The organism is Nocardiopsis suaedae, assembly GCF_027706745.1.
In the GTDB taxonomy this organism is placed as follows: domain Bacteria; phylum Actinomycetota; class Actinomycetes; order Streptosporangiales; family Streptosporangiaceae; genus Nocardiopsis_A; species Nocardiopsis_A suaedae.
The window spans coordinates 1-14640 of record NZ_JAQFWP010000025.1; the positions used below are offsets into that span (position 1 = coordinate 1).

Genomic DNA, 14640 nt, shown 5'->3' on the forward strand with positions numbered 1-14640 from the left:
GATCATCGAAACCCTCGCTGCCTACTGCACACGAATTAACGACTCAGGACACTAGAGACCTTGGAAGATCTCCAGCGCTATCGGTTGCTCTACGACCACGTTCAAGCATCGGCGCTGTCCGTCGCTCAGTCTCATGAGTACCTGAAAGACCTCGCCTCGAAGATCTAGAGGAGTGCTCTCCCGTGGAACTCAACTTCCGTAAGTCCAGCTTCAGCCAGGCGGAGTCGCAGGACTGCGTCGAGGTCGCGGATGCTCCTCGTGTGAGCGCCGTGCGTGACACCAAGCACCGTGAGCTCGGTGCCCTGTTCTTCGGCTCCCCTGAGTGGAGAGCCTTCGTCGACGCCGCCAAGGAGGACGCCTTCTAACGGAAGGGGCGCCATGAGACAGCGCCATTGGAGAGACTGGTTCACCTCGAGTTACAGCGGCTCGTACGGTGAATGCGTCGAGGTCGCCTACCTGGCCTCCCGTTCGCGTTTTCGCACGTCTAGCCATAGTGCGACCGAGAGCCACTGCGTCGAGGTCGCCGACGCCCCCGGTGCCAGTGCCGTGCGTGACACCAAGCACCGTGAGCTCGGTGCCCTGTTCTTCGGCTCCCCTGAGTGGAGAGCCTTCGTCGACGCCGCCAAGAGAGACCGGTTCTGACCTCTGCCGCTCCCCACCTTCCCTTCTCCACGGCCGGTGCGGCCGCCCCGAGGCGGCCGCACTGATGCGGACCTTGAAGATCTCGCAATGACCTGCGGTGCGTCGGTCAGGTCCGGTAAGAGAGAACGGGGCCACCGACCGGCCCCTCTGAGCCGCGAAACGTGCCGGAGATCTGCGGAGGAATCGGAATGGCCTACTCCCACGCCGCCGTCGAAGCAGTGGACGAGGTCCACTATCGCGGTGAGGACGGGCGTGCGGTCGTCCACACCACGCCTGCCGCAGTGATCGCCCGGCACCTTCGTGTGCTCGATGTCCGGCCGGGGATGCGTGTTCTGGAGATCGGGACCGGCTCAGGGATGTCCGCCGCGCTGCTGGCCGAACTCGTCGGGCCTGACGGCTCCGTGGTCATCATGGACATCCGTAGCTCGCTCATCGACCGTGCCGACGTGCTCCACCAGGAGGTCGGCTACGCCAACATCAGTTTCATCAGCGGCGACGGGATCACCGGCGCCCCCCGAGTACGCGCCGTTCGACCGCATCGTCGCCTGGACCACCCCCGACCGCATCCCCCGGACGTGGGTCGGGCAGGCGGCGGAAGGCGGCCGCGTCCTCCACCCCCTCGCCATGGCGGCCATGACCTACTCCACGGCGATGGTCTCCTTCGTCGTCGAAGAGGGGTGGCCCGCCCACCTGCGCTTGCACCGGGGCGCATACGTCCGAATGGCCGAGCCGGGCAATGAGCGCTTCGAGGCCGACGACGCCGCTGCGCGGGACACCGAGGCCGACGCCTACCTCTCGGCGCCGTGGTTGCACGACCACCCCGACCGCGCCGCCGAGCTACTCGGCACCCTCGTTCGCTCGCCTTTGTACGAGGCCGTTGACGGCTTGGACTGGCCGACCACCGACCATCTGCGCATGTGGCTCATCGCCCGCAACCCGGAGGGGCTGGTCTCCGCCGGTGTCGGGGACCGGGTCGGATACGGGGTCGTCGACGGCGACCACATCGCGGTCATGGGGGTGCTCCCGGACGCCCGGATCATCGCCGACGCCCCCGACTCACCGGCGTTGAAGCGCCTGCGCGACCTCGTGGAGGAGTGGAACCAGGCGGGCAGGCCGGAGACGGAGAACCTTTCTGTCGACGCCGTTCCTGAGGAGGGAGGATGGCGGGCGACGATTCGTGGCGCGTGCTGAGTTCTTCAGCGGGGTCGGGTGTGCGGAGGCTGCGCCGTGTCGCCGGATCACCGGTACCCGCGACACCGCGACCGGTGAACCGTGCTGGAGCGGGCAGGGCGGCAGGACCGCGCGAAGGGCGGCGACCTGTCCTCGTTGCCGCCATATCCCCCCGGCGGGCCGGGGAGCGTTCTCGTTCAGAGGCCGATGACCGTGCCTTCCGATTCCGGGGCGTGGAAGGCGAGAAAGCGGGCGGCCTCCGTGGCCAGGGCGTCGTGTTGTGGGCCGCTCAGCTCCACGAACGGGGAGACCTCAAGCGTCGCGCATGCCTGCTTCGTGTCGGTCGTCAGGGCCCACGTCCCCCCGACGAACCCGTCGATCAGGAGTGCGCTCCGGACGATGTTCCTCCCCGGCCACAGGTGCCCGCCGGCCTCGTCGGGGAGGATTCGCCGACGGTCCTTGTAACCGAGCACCACGTTGTCGAACTCGGGCAGGAAGCGAGGCGGCGCGGGGGTGTCGGGGTTCGGCCGCGGTGCGTCCGGGAGGTCGAACAGCTCGCTCCCGTCCTCGTCACGGAACACGACCAGCTCGTCCCGGTGGCGGTCGACGACCTCCCGCAGGCGGGTCAGTCCGCACCACGCCTGGACGTCCTTCACCGACGCCGGACCGAAGGCGGCGAGGTACCGCATCACCAGGCCGTCCGGGGCGTCGTCCCGCTCGATCGGGGCGGAGAGCCAGTGCTCGGCCGTGGTGTGCCGGGCCGCACCGCCCTGCCGCCACAGCCCCCGGGGCGGTACCTGCACCATCGGCAGCCGGTGCCGAGCCACCATTCCGAGCGACCGCGCGTCGCTCCCGGGCCATTCCGCGAGCAGCTCCTCGCCGATCTCGGCGAACGTCATCGGCCGCTCCCGGACCATTTCCCGCGCGCGCTCGGCGGCCTTGTCGACGTCCACCCCCTGCAGGTTCCGGCCGAAAGCGGACTTGAGCGTCCGGTCCTGTGGAACCTGGAGGACGGGACGCAGCGCGAGGCAGTCGCGCGCGGTCACCGTGTGGATCGTAGAGCGCTGCAGGCTGATCCGCACGATGCTCCGCTCCTCCATCTGCCGGGAGAACGCGTCGGCGTCGAAGTCCTCCACGCGCGACCACAGCGCCGTATACGGGTTCTGCGGAAGCTGCGCGTGCAATCCGACCAGGTGTTCCACGGCCTCGGCCGGGGACGCCGCCGCTCGTTCGAGGAGGAGCTGGCGCGAGAGCGCCGCCCTGTTGAGTTCGCGTCGGGTCAGGGTCCGGGGCAGGACCACGGCGGCCTCCTCATGGCTCTCCTGAGCTGTGGACGGGACCACCGTAGGACGTAACGCGGTCGGAAGGTGTCCGCGATCTCTGTCCGCGGCACCGGGGCGGCGAATCCGCTACTTCAGTTCCATGTACACGTCGGCGCGGTCGTAGTACCCGTCGTCCAGCGGCAGCCGGTCGCGGGTGGTGTGGACGAATCCGGCCTCCTCGTAGAGGTGGATGGCCGGGGCCAGTGAGCTGTGCGAGCCGAGGAACAGGCGTGCGCAGCCGAGCTCCCGGGCGCGGGCGATGGCCGCCGACAGGAGGCGGCGGCCCACGCCCCGCCCCTGCGCGGACGGGAGCACGCCCATCTTGGTCAGCTCGAACACGTCGTCCGGGTAGCGCAGCAGGGCCACGCCCCCGAGGACGGTGCCGTCGTCCGCGTCGCGTGCCAGGAGGACGTCCCCTCCCGGTTCGACGACGTGGCCGAACGGGTCTCCGAGGAGGACCCGGTCCCCTTCCTCCATGCTGAACAGGCGCGTGATCCATTCCTCGTTCAGCTCGCGGAAGGCGTCGGCGTCGTGCTGCGAGGCGATCGAGGAGATCTCGACCGCGGCGGTGGTGTGCGGCATCAGGCGGTCCCTTTTCATCTGCGTCGGCGGTGCCGCCAGCTTCGCCCCTCCGTCACTCATATGTCCAATACAGTGTTCGTGCGTGATCGATAAGCTGTGGCAATGGATCAGCGCGTCGAACTCCGCCACCTCCGGTACTTCCTGGCCGTCGCCGACGAGCTGCACTTCGGCCGCGCCGCCGAGCGGCTGCACATCGCCCAGCCCGCCCTCTCGCAGCAGATCAGGCAGCTCGAAAAGCTCATCGGCGTCGAACTGTTCAAACGCACCTCGCGGAGCGTGCGCCTGACCGACGCCGGGGCGGCGTTCCTGCCCCGGGCCCGGGACCTGCTCGGGCGCCTGGCGGCCGACCTGCACGAGGCGGGCCGGGTCGGCCGCGGCGAGGCGGGCCGCCTCGACATCGGCTTCATCTCCTCGGCCGTCGTCATCCTCAGCGAACGCCTCCGCGCCTTCGCCCGGCGCCGCCCCGATGTGCACGTCAAGCTGCACGACGGCTTCACGGTCGATGTGCTGTCGTCCCTGGAGCACGGCACCGTCGACGTGGGAATCGTGCGCGACGCCGAAGAGCGGGACGACATGGACCTGATCCCCTTGGAGTCGGAGCGGTTCGTCGCCGTCGTCCCCGCGGACCACCCGGTCGCCGGGCGGGAGCCGGTGGAGGCGGCGGACCTGGCGGCCGACCCGCTCATCCTGTTCCCGCGCTCCTACGGCCCCCACGCGTTCGACGTGAACACGGCCCCGCTGCGTGAGGCGGGCGTGGACGTCCAGGTCGCGCAGGAGTGCTCGAACTGGCACACGATCATCATGTTCGTGGCGACCGGGCTCGGCGTGACGATCGCCCCGTACAGCGTGACGAACCGGCTCCCCGAGGGCGCCCGCCGCCTGGAACTGGCCGGGCCTCCGGCACAGAGCCGCATCCTGATGGCGACGCGGCGGTCCGACGACCGCCCGCTGGTGGAGGCCTTCACCGGCGGCCGGTGACCGAGGGGGCCGGGCGCGGGACACCGAGCCGGACGGCTTCAGCCCATCGGGATCACGCTCGCCCCGACCAAGGTCACCAGCAGGGCGAACACCGACGCGGTCGACCATGTCGTCCATGACCTCGTGCGAGGCCTCCAACAGGATCCGGTGCCCCTGGTAGGCGTGGCCGACCTGCCAGGCACGCAGGCCGAGCCGGTACCGGCGGGTGCGGGGGGAGTGTTCGAGCCACCCGAAGTCGACGAGGGGCGCCGGCAGGCCGTGCGCGCTCGACTTGGGCGGCCCGGAGTCGACGACGTCCTGGAAGGAGACGCTGCCCTCCGCGACCACGAGGTCGATGATCTCCAGGGCCCTGCCTGCGGACTTCACCCTCGCCGGGGTGTTCTCCTCCGCGGCCATCGCCGTCCTCCCTTCGCGCCCGTCGCCGTGCGAACACTTCGGGAGGCGCGGCAGGACCGATGAGTCCGTCCCCCGCCGGGAGTCCCATCAGTGTCATCGCCCGGCGGTACCGTCACCGGGCACGCGGGCCGGCCACCGAGGAGGAGCACATGGGACAGCTGCTGAAAGTCCAGAACTTCACCGTCTCCAGCGACGGGATCGCCGCGGGCGAGGACCAGAGCCTTGAGCGCCCCTTCGGCGCGGACATCGAGCCGCAGAAGCTGTTCACCTGGGCGGGGGCCACGGCCAGCTGGCCGAACCGCACCGACCCGGGCGGCACCCGGGGCCTGGACGACTACTTCACGCGCGACTTCTCCCGCAACATCGGCGCCGAGATCATGGGGCGCAACAAGTTCGGCCCCCAGCGCGGCCCCTGGGAGGACCACGAGTGGCAGGGGTGGTGGGGCGACGAGCCGCCGTTCCACACCCCCGTGTTCGTCCTGACCCACCACCCGCGCCCGTCGTTCACCCTGTCCGACACCGCGTTCCACTTCGTCGGCGGCGAACCGGCCGAGGTCCTGGAGCAGGCGAGGGAGGCCGCCCAGGGCAAGGACGTCCGCCTCGGCGGCGGGGTCACCACCGTCAAGGAGTTCCTGGAGGCGGGCCTCGTCGATACCCTGCACGTGGTCGTCAACCCGGTGAAGATCGGGGAGGGCCTGCGCCTGTGGAACTCCCCGGAGGAGCTGGAGGACCGCTTCCACCACGAGGCCGTCCCCAGCCCGAGCGGGGTCACCCACCACATCTTCTGGCGCGACTGAGGGGCGCGCCCCTGCCCGGAGGGCACAGAGGCCCACTGCCCGGAGGGGTCAGAGGTCCACGCCCAGAACGGATGTCCTCCCGGGCTCGCGCTGCCCGGGCAGGGAGCCGACCTCCCCCTGAAGGCCCTGCGGGGTCACCTCGAAGACCTCGCCGTCGGCCGGGAAGACGATGTTCGCGTGCTCCGCGCGCACCACGTCGTCGTCCCGGTGCGTGGTCATCAGGGCCGCCTCCGGCCACCGCTCCGCGATCGCCTCGACGTCCTCCAGGCCCATGTGGCCGAAACGCCCCTCCCGGGGGAACGACGTGTCCAGAACCACCACCGGGCACTCGGACACCAGGCGGTCCACGGACGGGCAGCGGACCGTGTCGCCGGTGTAGCCCAGCCGGGCGCCGTCGGCGGCGGTGATCCGGTAGCCCATGGTCGGCACCGTGTGCTCCATGGGCAGCGCCTCGATGCCGTAGCCGCCCTCCGTGCACTCCCCGCCCCCGGACGGGTCGAACTCGACGAACCGGGGCCGCACCTTGTCCCGCAGGCCGTCGAGGACTCCCGGGTAGGCCTCCTCGAACAGCCGCTCCAGGCGCTCCTCGAACCCGGAGGGGCCGATCAGCACCAGGTCCTCGTCCCGGGACCGCCGCAGGCCCTGTTCCAGGAGGAGGAAGACGGCGTCGAAGAAGTGGTCGGCGTGGAAGTGCGTGATGAGGCACAGGTCGACCGTGCCCGGGTCGACCCCGGAGCGCCGCATCGCCTTCATGCTCCCGTTGGGGGTGTCGATGAGGAGCCTGCCGTCGACGAGCGCCGATGCGCTCATCCGCTCTGACAGGATCGACCCGGTGCCGATGAACTGCAGCTTCACTGATCAGGTCCTTTCGTCGCCGACGTCCTCGGGCTCACCGTAGACGGATCATCACTCTGTGCGCATGAAAAACGGCGATCCGTCGCTGGGAGCGGCGGAACGCGGCCGGAGCGTTCGCCGACCGGTGGTGGAGCCTGCACCCCCGCCGACCGGCGGGCGTGCGCCATATCGCCGGGGTCTGGCCTGCGCATAGATTTGTCCTGTCATGAGAACTCCACCCCGGAACCTGGGAGCCGCACATGTCCGTGACCCGAACGGGGACGGCGACGGCGGCGGGAGGGCAGCGGCGGGGCAGCGACTTCGCTCGGCTCTCCCGCCGTATCGAGCAGGCAGGACTGATGGAGCGCACCCCGCGCTACTTCGCGATCCGCCTGGGCCTGACCGGTGCCGCCTATGCCGCCGCCTGGGCCGCGTTCGCGCTGCTCGGTGACTCCTGGTGGCAGCTGGCCACGGCGGTGGCCCTGGCGGCGGTGTTCGGCCAGGTCGGCCTGGTCGCCCACGAGCTGGCGCACCGGCAGATCTTCGCCGGCCGCCGGCTGAGCGAGAACGTCGGCCTGGCCGTCGGCAACCTCGGCATCGGCCTGGGGTACGCCTGGTGGCAGGACAAGCACACCCGCCACCACGCCAACCCCAACCACGAGGAGCTGGACCCCGACGTCCAGCCCGACCTCCTCGTCTGGTCCCAGGACCAGGCGCGCGCCGCGAAGGGGCTGCCGCGGTTCCTCGGGCGCTCCCAGGCCGTCCTCTTCTATCCGCTGCTCCTCCTCGAAGGCCTGAACCTGCACATCGGCAGCGTGCGCGCGCTCTTCCGGCCGTCGACCAAGCGCAAGGGCACCGAGGCGACCCTGCTCGCCGCGCACTTCGTCCTCTACCTGGGTGCGGTGTTCACCGTGCTCGACCCGGTCAAGGCCATCGCCTTCATCGCCGTCCAGCAGGGCCTGTTCGGCGTGTACCTCGGGTGCATCTTCGCCCCCAACCACAAGGGGATGCCCACGCTGAAGAAGGGCGAGAAGCTCGACTTCCTCCGCAAGCAGGTGCTGACCTCGCGCAACGTGCGCGGCGGGTGGTTCACCGACATCGCCCTGGGCGGCCTGAACTACCAGATCGAGCACCACCTCTTCCCGAGCATGCCCAGCCCCAGCCTGCGGCGCGCCCAGCCGATCGTGCGGGCCTACTGCGAGGAGATCGGCGTCCCGTACCACGAGACCGGGTTCATCCGCTCGCACGCCGAGGCCCTCGCCCACCTCCACCGCGCCGGGGCCCCGATCCGGGAGGCGGCCTGACGGCACCGGCGACCGCCGCCGGCGCCGATGCGACCGGGTGGGGGGCGGGGAGGGCGGTCCCGCCGGCCCCGCCCCCCCCGGGGTCCGCCCCTCCTACCCCGCGGCGCGGCGGTAGACGTCGACCGTCGCCCCCTTCGGGCTGGTCGTGGTCGACACCAGCTCGAACTCCTGCTTGCCCCCGTCCTCGGGGAAGACGCCCTTCCCGCCGCCGAGGACCACCGGCATCCGCACCAGGCGCAGCTCGTCCACCAGGCCCTCGCCCATCAGGGCGCGCACGAGGCTCGCGCTGCCCATGACGACCAGGTCGCGGCCCTCGGCCTCGCGGAGCGCGCGGATGTCCGCCATCGCCTCCGCCCCCGGGATGCGGGTGGTGTTGTTCCAGGTGAGGTCGGACTCGCCCAGGGTGTCGGTGACGACGTACTTCTTGATGGAGTTGAGCGTGTCGGCGAGCGGGTCGCCGGCCCGCTGCGGCCAGGCGGCGGCCATCGTCTGCCAGGTAAGGCGGCCGTAGAGCAGGGCGTCGGCCTCGGCCGTCGCGTTCGCGAACGAGCCGCCGACCACCTCCTCGTCGAAGAAGGGGAAGGTCCACCCGCCGTGGGCGAAGCCGCCGTCGGTGTCCTCCTTGGGGCCGCCGGGGGCCTGCACGACGCCGTCGAGGCTGATGAATTCGATGACCAGGATGCGCATGGGGATCGCCTCTCTTCCGTTCGGAGTCTCGACAGTGAAGACCGGGGGACGGGCCGGAACTCATCGCGGCCGGCGGGCCCGATTCGCGGGAATTCTCCCGGTGACTCCGTCATGACCTGGGGTGATGTGGATCCGTGCGGTGGTGGGAGAGACTATGGGGATCCCGGCGGCCGTGGGAAGCCCTGCCGCCCTCGCCGCTCTCGGCGGCGCGGGGGTACCGTTCCCGCATGGTCCCCTCCACGGAACGGCACCGGCCGTTCACCCCCCTTCCCGAGCCCGCTGAGGCCTTCATCCGCGAGTTGCCCAAGGTCGAGCTCCATGTGCACCTCGAAGGCTCCATGAAGCCCGAGACGCTGCTGGAGCTGGCGCGGCGCAACGGGGTCGACGGGCTGCCCGGCTCGCTGGACGCCATCCGGGACTGGTACGCCTTCACCGACTTCCCGCACTTCATCGACGTCTACCTCGCCTCCGTCGCGGCCCTGCTGACCGAGGACGACTTCGCCCTGCTCGCCGGGGACGTGGCCGACACGCTGGCCGCCCAGAACGTCCGCTACGCCGAAGTGCACGTCAGCCTGTACGCGCACCTGATGCGGGGCGTCTCCGCCGGGACGGTGTTCGCCGGGATCGAGCGCGGGCGCGTGCGGGCCGCCCGCGACCACGGCATCGAGCTGCGCTGGATCCCCGATTTCCCCGGGGACTTCGGGGTGGAGAGCGGAGAGGCGACCCTGGAGGCGACGCTCGCCCACGGCCCGGACAGCGTCGTCGGGTTCGGCGTCGGCGGCATGGAGGTCGCCCGCGCCCCCTTCGCCGACCTGTTCGCCCGCGCGCGCAAGGCCGGTCTGCACAGCCTCCCCCACGCCGGTGAGGTCGGCGGCGTCCAGCGCGTCCACGAAGCGCTCGACGACCTGGCGGCGGAGCGCATCGGGCACGGCATCCAGGCGATGGCCGACCCGGAGCTGGTGGCGCGCCTGCGCGACGAGCGCGTCCCGGTCGACGTGTCACCGACCTCCAACCTGCGCACGCGCGCCGTCGACGCCATCGGCGACCACCCGCTGCCCCGGATGCTCGACGCCGGGCTGCTGACCACGCTCAACAGCGACGACCCCACGATGTTCGGCACCGACCTCACCGGTGAGTACCGCACCGCCCACCGCCTGGGGCTGGACCTGTCCACCCTCGCGCTCCTGGCCCGCAACGGCGTGGACGCCTCCTACACGGACGACACTGCAAAGGCGGGACTGAAGGCGGAGATCGACGCGGTGCTCGCGCGCTATACGGCCTGAGGGGGAGCCCCTCACCCGGAGGGGACGGCGGACAGCCCCACCATGCAGGTGTTCCGCAGCTCCTCCCACTGGGCGACGGCGGTGTCGGCCGCATCGCCCTCATAGGGAATGGGGATTCCGCCCTCCAAGCGCGCGGGCGCCCACTCGTCGCCGATCACCTCTCCGTCCTGCAGGGTCAGGGTGAGCACCCCGCTCTGCGCCGTCGGGCCGCGGTGGTTGTAGAAGACGAAGTTCCCCAGGCCGTAGTGGACATAGCCGCCGGGTGCGTACCCGCCGGGGGACAGCACGTGCGCGTGCCCGCCGACCACGGCGTCGGCGCCCGCGTCCAGGAGCCGCTGGGCCAGGTCGGGGGCGTGCGGGAGGGGGCAGTGGTCGGCTTCCAGCCCCCAGTGCAGGTAGACGACGACGGCGTCCGCCGTCTCCGCCGTGTCGGAGACGGCGCGCACCAGCCGGTCCTGCATGGCGTTCTTCGCCGACGCCAGGCCGGGACGGTCGCCGTCGGCCGTCCACTGCTCCATCAGGTGCGCGTCCAGCACGTCCGTCGCACCGAGCAGGGCGACGGTGTCGCCGCCGAGTTCCACGGTGTGCGGCGCGTACGCCGCGTCCTCATCGCTGCCCGCCCCCACCAGGGGGAACCCGGCGGAGTCGGCGTTGGCCAGGGTGTCCTGCAGCCCGTCCGGGCCGAAGTCCATGCCGTGGTTGTTGGCGACGGTCGCCACGTCCACCCCGGCCGATTCCAGGGCGTCGAAGGCGGTGGCCGGGGCGCGGAACCGGAACTGCTTGCCGGGGGCGGGGGTGCCGCCCCCGGTGACGGCGGTCTCCAGGTTCACCATCGCCAGGTCGGCTTCGGACAGCCGGGCGGCGATCGGCCCGAGCGCCGTGCCGGGGGAGGTGTCCAGCCGCTGCCGGAGCCCCCCTTCGAAGTGCACATCGCCGCCGAAGGCGATGGTGTAGGGCTCCTTGGCCGGTTCCTCGGGCTCGGCCGAGGGGGCGGAGTCGGCGCGTTCCAGGTCACCGGTCGCCGGGCTGCACGAAGCGGTGAGGGAGGCGGACAGGAGGAGGAGGGCAGTTGCCGTCGTGCGCTTCATAAGCGGTCCACACTTCGCGAATCTCGGGTGGGACGCCGATGGGGCCCGCGTTCACCGCCCACCGGCCTTCGTCCGGTGGGACGTGTTCGGACGGGGCGGGGTGTACGGCCGGTCGCGGCCACCGGCGGTCCGAGAACCGTACGCGCGGGGTAATGACGCGATCACGAAGGGTGCCGTTTCGTGTTCAACTCTTCACGGGGCGGAGTGCCGACCGTTATCGGGCGGGGTTGTCTGGATGCATTCGTTTTATTGAATTGATCAAGATCATGCCCTAGGGTGGAGCCTCCGGCGCTCCGCCCCTCCACCTGCACCTGGGGCGGCCGGGTCGGCCCCGGGGCACGGATCCGCGTCCGCGTCCCGGGGCCTTCGTGTGCGCGCGGAGCGGCTTCACCCGGCGGGCACGGCGCGCGGGGCGTAGGCGCGCAGGAACGCGTCGACGCCGTCCTCCACGCTGGCCCTGACCTCCTCCCGGTCCATGGGCACCGCCCCGTGCAGGGTGCGGTTCACCGTCTCGGAGGTGGCCAGCACCAGCAGGTGCACCGCGGCCCGGCGGCCGTCGCGCAGGTCCAGCAGCCCCTCCCCGGCCAACTCCTCCAGCCGCCGCCGCAGGTCCGCCTGGACCGTGCCCGGCCCCTCGCGCTGCCACTCGGCGAGCACGTCGGCGGGCAGGTGCCCGGCCTCGGCCTGGATCTGGCGCACCAGCGCGAAGTGGTCGGTGAACCGGTTCGGCAGCAGGCACCAGTCGTAGGCCAGGTCCACCAGGTCGGTGCACAGGTCGGCGACCTTGCGCAGGTGGGTGTCGAGCAGCGCGAGCTGGGCGTCGCGCACGCGCACCGTGCTGGGGTCCCCGGCCGGGGCCGCGCCGCTGGCCGTCCTGCTGGCCGCCTCCACCTTCACCGTGATGGCCGGGGCGATCATCAGCCCGGTGGTCGAGGTCATCCGCGGCGGCCTCGGGGTCTCCGGGACCGCCGCCGGGCTGGTGATCACCGGCCACGCCCTGGGCATCGCCCTGGCCAGCCCGCTCATCGGGCGCGCGATCGACCGCTGGGGCGCGCGCCGCGTCCTGGCGGCCGGGCCGGCCCTGTTCGGCGCGGCCGGCGGCGCGGGCATGGCCACGGGCGACTCCTACGCCGCCCTGCTCGTCACCCGGCTGGTCTTCGGCGTCGGGGCGGCCGCGGTGTTCAGCGGCACCACGGTCGGCCTGCTCGCGCTCTACCAGGGCGCCGCGCGCGACCGGGCGATGGGCTGGCGCGGCACCGCCAGCAGCCTGGGCGGGGTGGTCTGGCCGCTGCCGGGAGGCGCGCTCGGCGGGCTGAGCTGGCACGCGCCCTTCGCCATCTACCTGCTCGGCATCCCGCTGGGCCTGGCGGTGCTGTACGTCCTGCCCGACGACGCCCGGGGCGCGCGGGAGCGCGCCGGGGCCCAGCGCACGGGGGCGTTCGCGCTGCTCGCCCGCCATCCGGTGCTGCTGGCCCACTACGGCCTGCTCGCCTCCTCGGCCGTGCTGCTGTACGTGATGATGGTCTTCCTGCCGCAGCGCCTGGCGCAGATCGGCGTGGAGGCGCCGCTGGCGGTCTCGCTGTACTCGGTCTCCATGACCGTGGCGATGAGCGTGGTCGGGCTCGCCTGCGCCCGGGTGCGGGCGCGGTCGGGGTACGTCCGGATGCTGCGGCTGGCCGTGGCGAGCTGGGCGGCGGCGTTCGTGCTGATGGCGCTGGTCGACGTCCCGGCGGCGCTGGTGGCGGCACTGGTCCTGCTCGGGTTCGGGCAGGGCGTGGTCAGCCCGGCGGTCACCGTGATGATCGGCGAGGCGGTCCCCGAAGGACTGCGCGGGCAGGCCACGGCGCTGTCCGGGACGGCGGTCTTCGCCGGGCAGTTCGCCTCTCCGCTGATGCTGGGGCCCGTGGTCGAGGCGGCCTCCGTCCAGACGGGCTTCCTCGTCTCGGCGGGGTTCGCGGCCCTGGTGCTCGCCGCCCTCGCCGCCACCCGCTTCGGCGCGGGGGCCGACGCGGCGGCGCGGCGCTGACGCGATTCCCCCCGGAATGCGGATCCCATTCGCATTCCGGGGGCTTTTCCTGTTCTCGATCGATGAGGGTCGTTCGTCGGGAAGGTCTGTTTCGGGGAACAGGGGCCCAGGGAAAGCGGAGGTAAAGAACCGTGTTCCCGACGGATTCGGATCGGCCCGAAAATCAGGGCCGTACCCTGCACTTAGTTGCTCAGAGTAGTAACGGACATACGGTGTGCACACGCGGCAACCTCATCAATTTCCGAAAACCCCCGGCGGCCGCCGAGTACCTCCTCTAGCGTTGCCACGCAACGGAAAGGGCGGCCCCGCCCGCCGTTCGCGGCCCCGCATCCACCCCGCACGGCGGATGCGCCGCGAGGTGGGCCCCCGGGGACCGTCGTGTCGACGGTTCATCGCACCCGCTACTGCGTGCACTGCGGCAAGGAACGATCACTCTGTGTAATCACTCGTGAAAGGCCATCCCTCGATATGCGCAAGCGGCTGACCACCACGACCACCCTCGCGCTGCTCACCGCCGGATTCGCGGCCGTCCCGTTCGCGGCCGCGTGGGCCGGCCCGGTGACCGACGGCTCCGGCGGCGTGGCCTCGGGCAACCAGATCAACGTCCCCGCCGACGTGGAGGCCGAGCTCTGCGGCAACGCGCTGGCGGTGCTGGGCATCTCCAAGGCGGACTGCACCGAGGTCGCCAAGGCGGTCTACGCCGGGTCCGAGGAGGGCTCCGGTGGGCCGAGCACGGACGGGTCGGGCGGCGTGGCCTCGGGCAACCAGATCAACATCCCGGTCGACGCGGCCATCACGGTCTGCGGCAACTCGGTCGCGGTGCTGGGCACCTCGAAGGCGGAGTGCACCACCGTCGTCAACGTGATCAACACGTCGCCGGACAACGAGGAGGCGCCGCAGACCGACGGGTCGGGCGGCGTGGCCTCGGGCAACCAGATCAACATCCCGGTCGACGCCGCCGTGGAGATCTGCGGCAACGCCGTCTCCGTCCTCGGCGTCGCCAAGGCCGAGTGCCTGGAGAAGGTCGGCCACGGGGACCACGGCGACGACGGGTCCGACGGATCGGACGGCGGCGACGGGTCCGACGGCGGCGACGGCGACGACGGCAAGGACCACCAGAACGGCGACGACGGGTCCGACGGATCGGACGGCGGCGACGGGTCCGACGGCGGCGGCGGCAAGGACGGCGGGAAGGACGGCGGTGACGGCGGCTCCGGCAAGGACGGCGGCGACGGCTCCGGCGACGACCCGAAGAAGGAGCTGGCCTCGCAGGTCTCGGCCGAGGAGGACGACCTGCTGCCCGTGACCGGTGTCGCACTCGGCGGCCTGGTGGCCGCCGCGGTCGCGGCCCTCGGCGGCGGCGGGGCCGCGATGGCGCTGGCGCGCAAGAAGCGCCGCGCCGCCGCGCACGCCGCCGAATAGCCGCCTTGGACGGGCGACCGTCCGCGGCATGAGGTGTGGGCCCGCCCCGGGGGCGGGCCCACACGCGTATCCCCGGGCCGATGCGAGGCGGCCCGGGGCGTCTCATAGC

Annotated in this window: 15 protein-coding genes and 2 pseudogenes; 11 read left to right on the forward strand and 6 right to left on the reverse strand. The window is 71.7% G+C overall.

Annotation, left to right across the window (positions count from 1 at the left end; genetic code table 11):
• Positions 1–182: 182 nt before the first annotated feature.
• From O4U47_RS14655 to O4U47_RS14675, 5 genes and pseudogenes are all read left to right on the forward strand, one after another.
• Positions 183–365, forward strand: a complete 183-nt coding sequence (locus tag O4U47_RS14655) for a DUF397 domain-containing protein (RefSeq protein ID WP_270678409.1) — start codon at positions 183–185, stop codon at positions 363–365.
• 91 nt (positions 366–456) lie between these two features.
• A complete protein-coding gene (locus O4U47_RS14660) occupies positions 457–642 on the forward strand; it encodes a DUF397 domain-containing protein (RefSeq protein WP_333563649.1) in 186 nt (61 codons plus the stop codon).
• Between the two features lie 323 nt (positions 643–965).
• Positions 966–1082 (forward strand): annotated as a pseudogene (locus O4U47_RS14665) (hypothetical protein); the annotation flags it as partial.
• Positions 1081–1209, forward strand: a pseudogene (locus tag O4U47_RS14670) (hypothetical protein); the annotation flags it as partial. The pseudogenes O4U47_RS14665 and O4U47_RS14670, both read left to right, overlap by 2 nt.
• A 66-nt stretch (positions 1210–1275) precedes the next feature.
• Positions 1276–1833, forward strand: a complete 558-nt coding sequence (locus O4U47_RS14675; protein WP_270678491.1) for a hypothetical protein — start codon at positions 1276–1278, stop codon at positions 1831–1833.
• 176 nt (positions 1834–2009) lie between these two features.
• Here the strand turns inward: O4U47_RS14675 and O4U47_RS14680 are convergent, their stop codons facing one another.
• Entirely contained in the window at positions 2010–3113 is a 1104-nt protein-coding gene (locus tag O4U47_RS14680; protein ID WP_270678411.1) for a winged helix DNA-binding domain-containing protein, read from the reverse strand.
• Between the two features lie 108 nt (positions 3114–3221).
• Positions 3222–3776 (reverse strand): GNAT family N-acetyltransferase, encoded by a 555-nt coding sequence (locus O4U47_RS14685; protein ID WP_270678412.1) that lies wholly within the window; start codon positions 3774–3776, stop codon positions 3222–3224.
• A 42-nt stretch (positions 3777–3818) separates the two neighbouring features.
• Here O4U47_RS14685 and O4U47_RS14690 point away from each other — a divergent pair, with 42 nt between their 5' ends.
• Both O4U47_RS14690 and O4U47_RS14695 read left to right on the forward strand, forming a co-directional pair.
• Entirely contained in the window at positions 3819–4694 is an 876-nt protein-coding gene (locus O4U47_RS14690; RefSeq protein ID WP_270678413.1) for a LysR family transcriptional regulator, read from the forward strand.
• A gap of 545 nt (positions 4695–5239) precedes the next feature.
• Positions 5240–5887, forward strand: coding sequence for a dihydrofolate reductase family protein (locus O4U47_RS14695; RefSeq protein ID WP_270678414.1), 648 nt, complete (start codon positions 5240–5242; stop codon positions 5885–5887).
• Between the two features lie 48 nt (positions 5888–5935).
• Here O4U47_RS14695 and O4U47_RS14700 read toward each other — a convergent pair whose 3' ends face one another.
• Positions 5936–6742, reverse strand: a complete 807-nt coding sequence (locus O4U47_RS14700; protein WP_270678415.1) for an MBL fold metallo-hydrolase — start codon at positions 6740–6742, stop codon at positions 5936–5938.
• A gap of 338 nt (positions 6743–7080) precedes the next feature.
• On the opposite strand from O4U47_RS14700, the gene O4U47_RS14705 reads away from it, so the two are divergent.
• Positions 7081–8025 carry a fatty acid desaturase family protein gene (locus O4U47_RS14705; RefSeq protein WP_270678486.1) on the forward strand — a complete coding sequence of 315 codons (945 nt, stop codon included), beginning with the start codon at positions 7081–7083 and terminating at the stop codon, positions 8023–8025.
• 93 nt (positions 8026–8118) lie between these two features.
• Here O4U47_RS14705 and O4U47_RS14710 read toward each other — a convergent pair whose 3' ends face one another.
• Positions 8119–8712 (reverse strand): dihydrofolate reductase family protein, encoded by a 594-nt coding sequence (locus O4U47_RS14710; RefSeq protein ID WP_270678416.1) that lies wholly within the window; start codon positions 8710–8712, stop codon positions 8119–8121.
• A gap of 227 nt (positions 8713–8939) precedes the next feature.
• Between O4U47_RS14710 and add the strand changes: the two genes are divergently transcribed.
• On the forward strand, positions 8940–9995 hold the full coding sequence (gene add / locus O4U47_RS14715; protein WP_270678417.1) for an adenosine deaminase: 1056 nt from the start codon (positions 8940–8942) through the stop codon (positions 9993–9995).
• 11 nt (positions 9996–10006) lie between these two features.
• Here the strand turns inward: add and O4U47_RS14720 are convergent, their stop codons facing one another.
• Entirely contained in the window at positions 10007–11083 is a 1077-nt protein-coding gene (locus tag O4U47_RS14720; RefSeq protein ID WP_270678418.1) for a CapA family protein, read from the reverse strand.
• Positions 11084–11470: 387 nt separating this feature from the next.
• Positions 11471–12022: a TetR/AcrR family transcriptional regulator C-terminal domain-containing protein gene (locus O4U47_RS14725; RefSeq protein WP_270678419.1), complete on the reverse strand. Its 552-nt coding sequence runs from the start codon at positions 12020–12022 to the stop codon at positions 11471–11473.
• Here O4U47_RS14725 and O4U47_RS14730 point away from each other — a divergent pair.
• A complete protein-coding gene (locus O4U47_RS14730; protein ID WP_270678420.1) occupies positions 11985–13109 on the forward strand; it encodes an MFS transporter in 1125 nt (374 codons plus the stop codon). The two genes, O4U47_RS14725 and O4U47_RS14730, sit on opposite strands and share 38 nt — an antisense overlap.
• 468 nt (positions 13110–13577) lie before the next feature.
• The gene (locus tag O4U47_RS14735; protein WP_270678421.1) at positions 13578–14531 is read left to right on the forward strand and encodes a chaplin family protein; all 954 of its coding nucleotides are present in this window, start codon (positions 13578–13580) and stop codon (positions 14529–14531) included.
• The last annotated feature ends 109 nt before the right edge of the window (positions 14532–14640 follow it).

Excerpts from the sequence above, each read along its gene's own strand:
- O4U47_RS14675 (WP_270678491.1), top strand. The coding sequence starts at position 1,276 with ATGACCTACTCCACGGCGATGGTCTCCTTCGTCGTCGAAGAGGGGTGG.
- O4U47_RS14685 (WP_270678412.1), bottom strand. The coding sequence starts at position 3,776 with ATGAGTGACGGAGGGGCGAAGCTGGCGGCACCGCCGACGCAGATGAAA.
- O4U47_RS14690 (WP_270678413.1), top strand. The coding sequence starts at position 3,819 with ATGGATCAGCGCGTCGAACTCCGCCACCTCCGGTACTTCCTGGCCGTC.
- O4U47_RS14695 (WP_270678414.1), top strand. The coding sequence starts at position 5,240 with ATGGGACAGCTGCTGAAAGTCCAGAACTTCACCGTCTCCAGCGACGGG.
- O4U47_RS14705 (WP_270678486.1), top strand. The coding sequence starts at position 7,081 with ATGGAGCGCACCCCGCGCTACTTCGCGATCCGCCTGGGCCTGACCGGT.
- O4U47_RS14710 (WP_270678416.1), bottom strand. The coding sequence starts at position 8,712 with ATGCGCATCCTGGTCATCGAATTCATCAGCCTCGACGGCGTCGTGCAG.
- add (WP_270678417.1), top strand. The coding sequence starts at position 8,940 with ATGGTCCCCTCCACGGAACGGCACCGGCCGTTCACCCCCCTTCCCGAG.
- O4U47_RS14720 (WP_270678418.1), bottom strand. The coding sequence starts at position 11,083 with ATGAAGCGCACGACGGCAACTGCCCTCCTCCTCCTGTCCGCCTCCCTC.
- O4U47_RS14730 (WP_270678420.1), top strand. The coding sequence starts at position 11,985 with ATGGCCGGGGCGATCATCAGCCCGGTGGTCGAGGTCATCCGCGGCGGC.
- O4U47_RS14725 (WP_270678419.1), bottom strand. The coding sequence starts at position 12,022 with ATGACCTCGACCACCGGGCTGATGATCGCCCCGGCCATCACGGTGAAG.
- O4U47_RS14735 (WP_270678421.1), top strand. The coding sequence starts at position 13,578 with ATGCGCAAGCGGCTGACCACCACGACCACCCTCGCGCTGCTCACCGCC.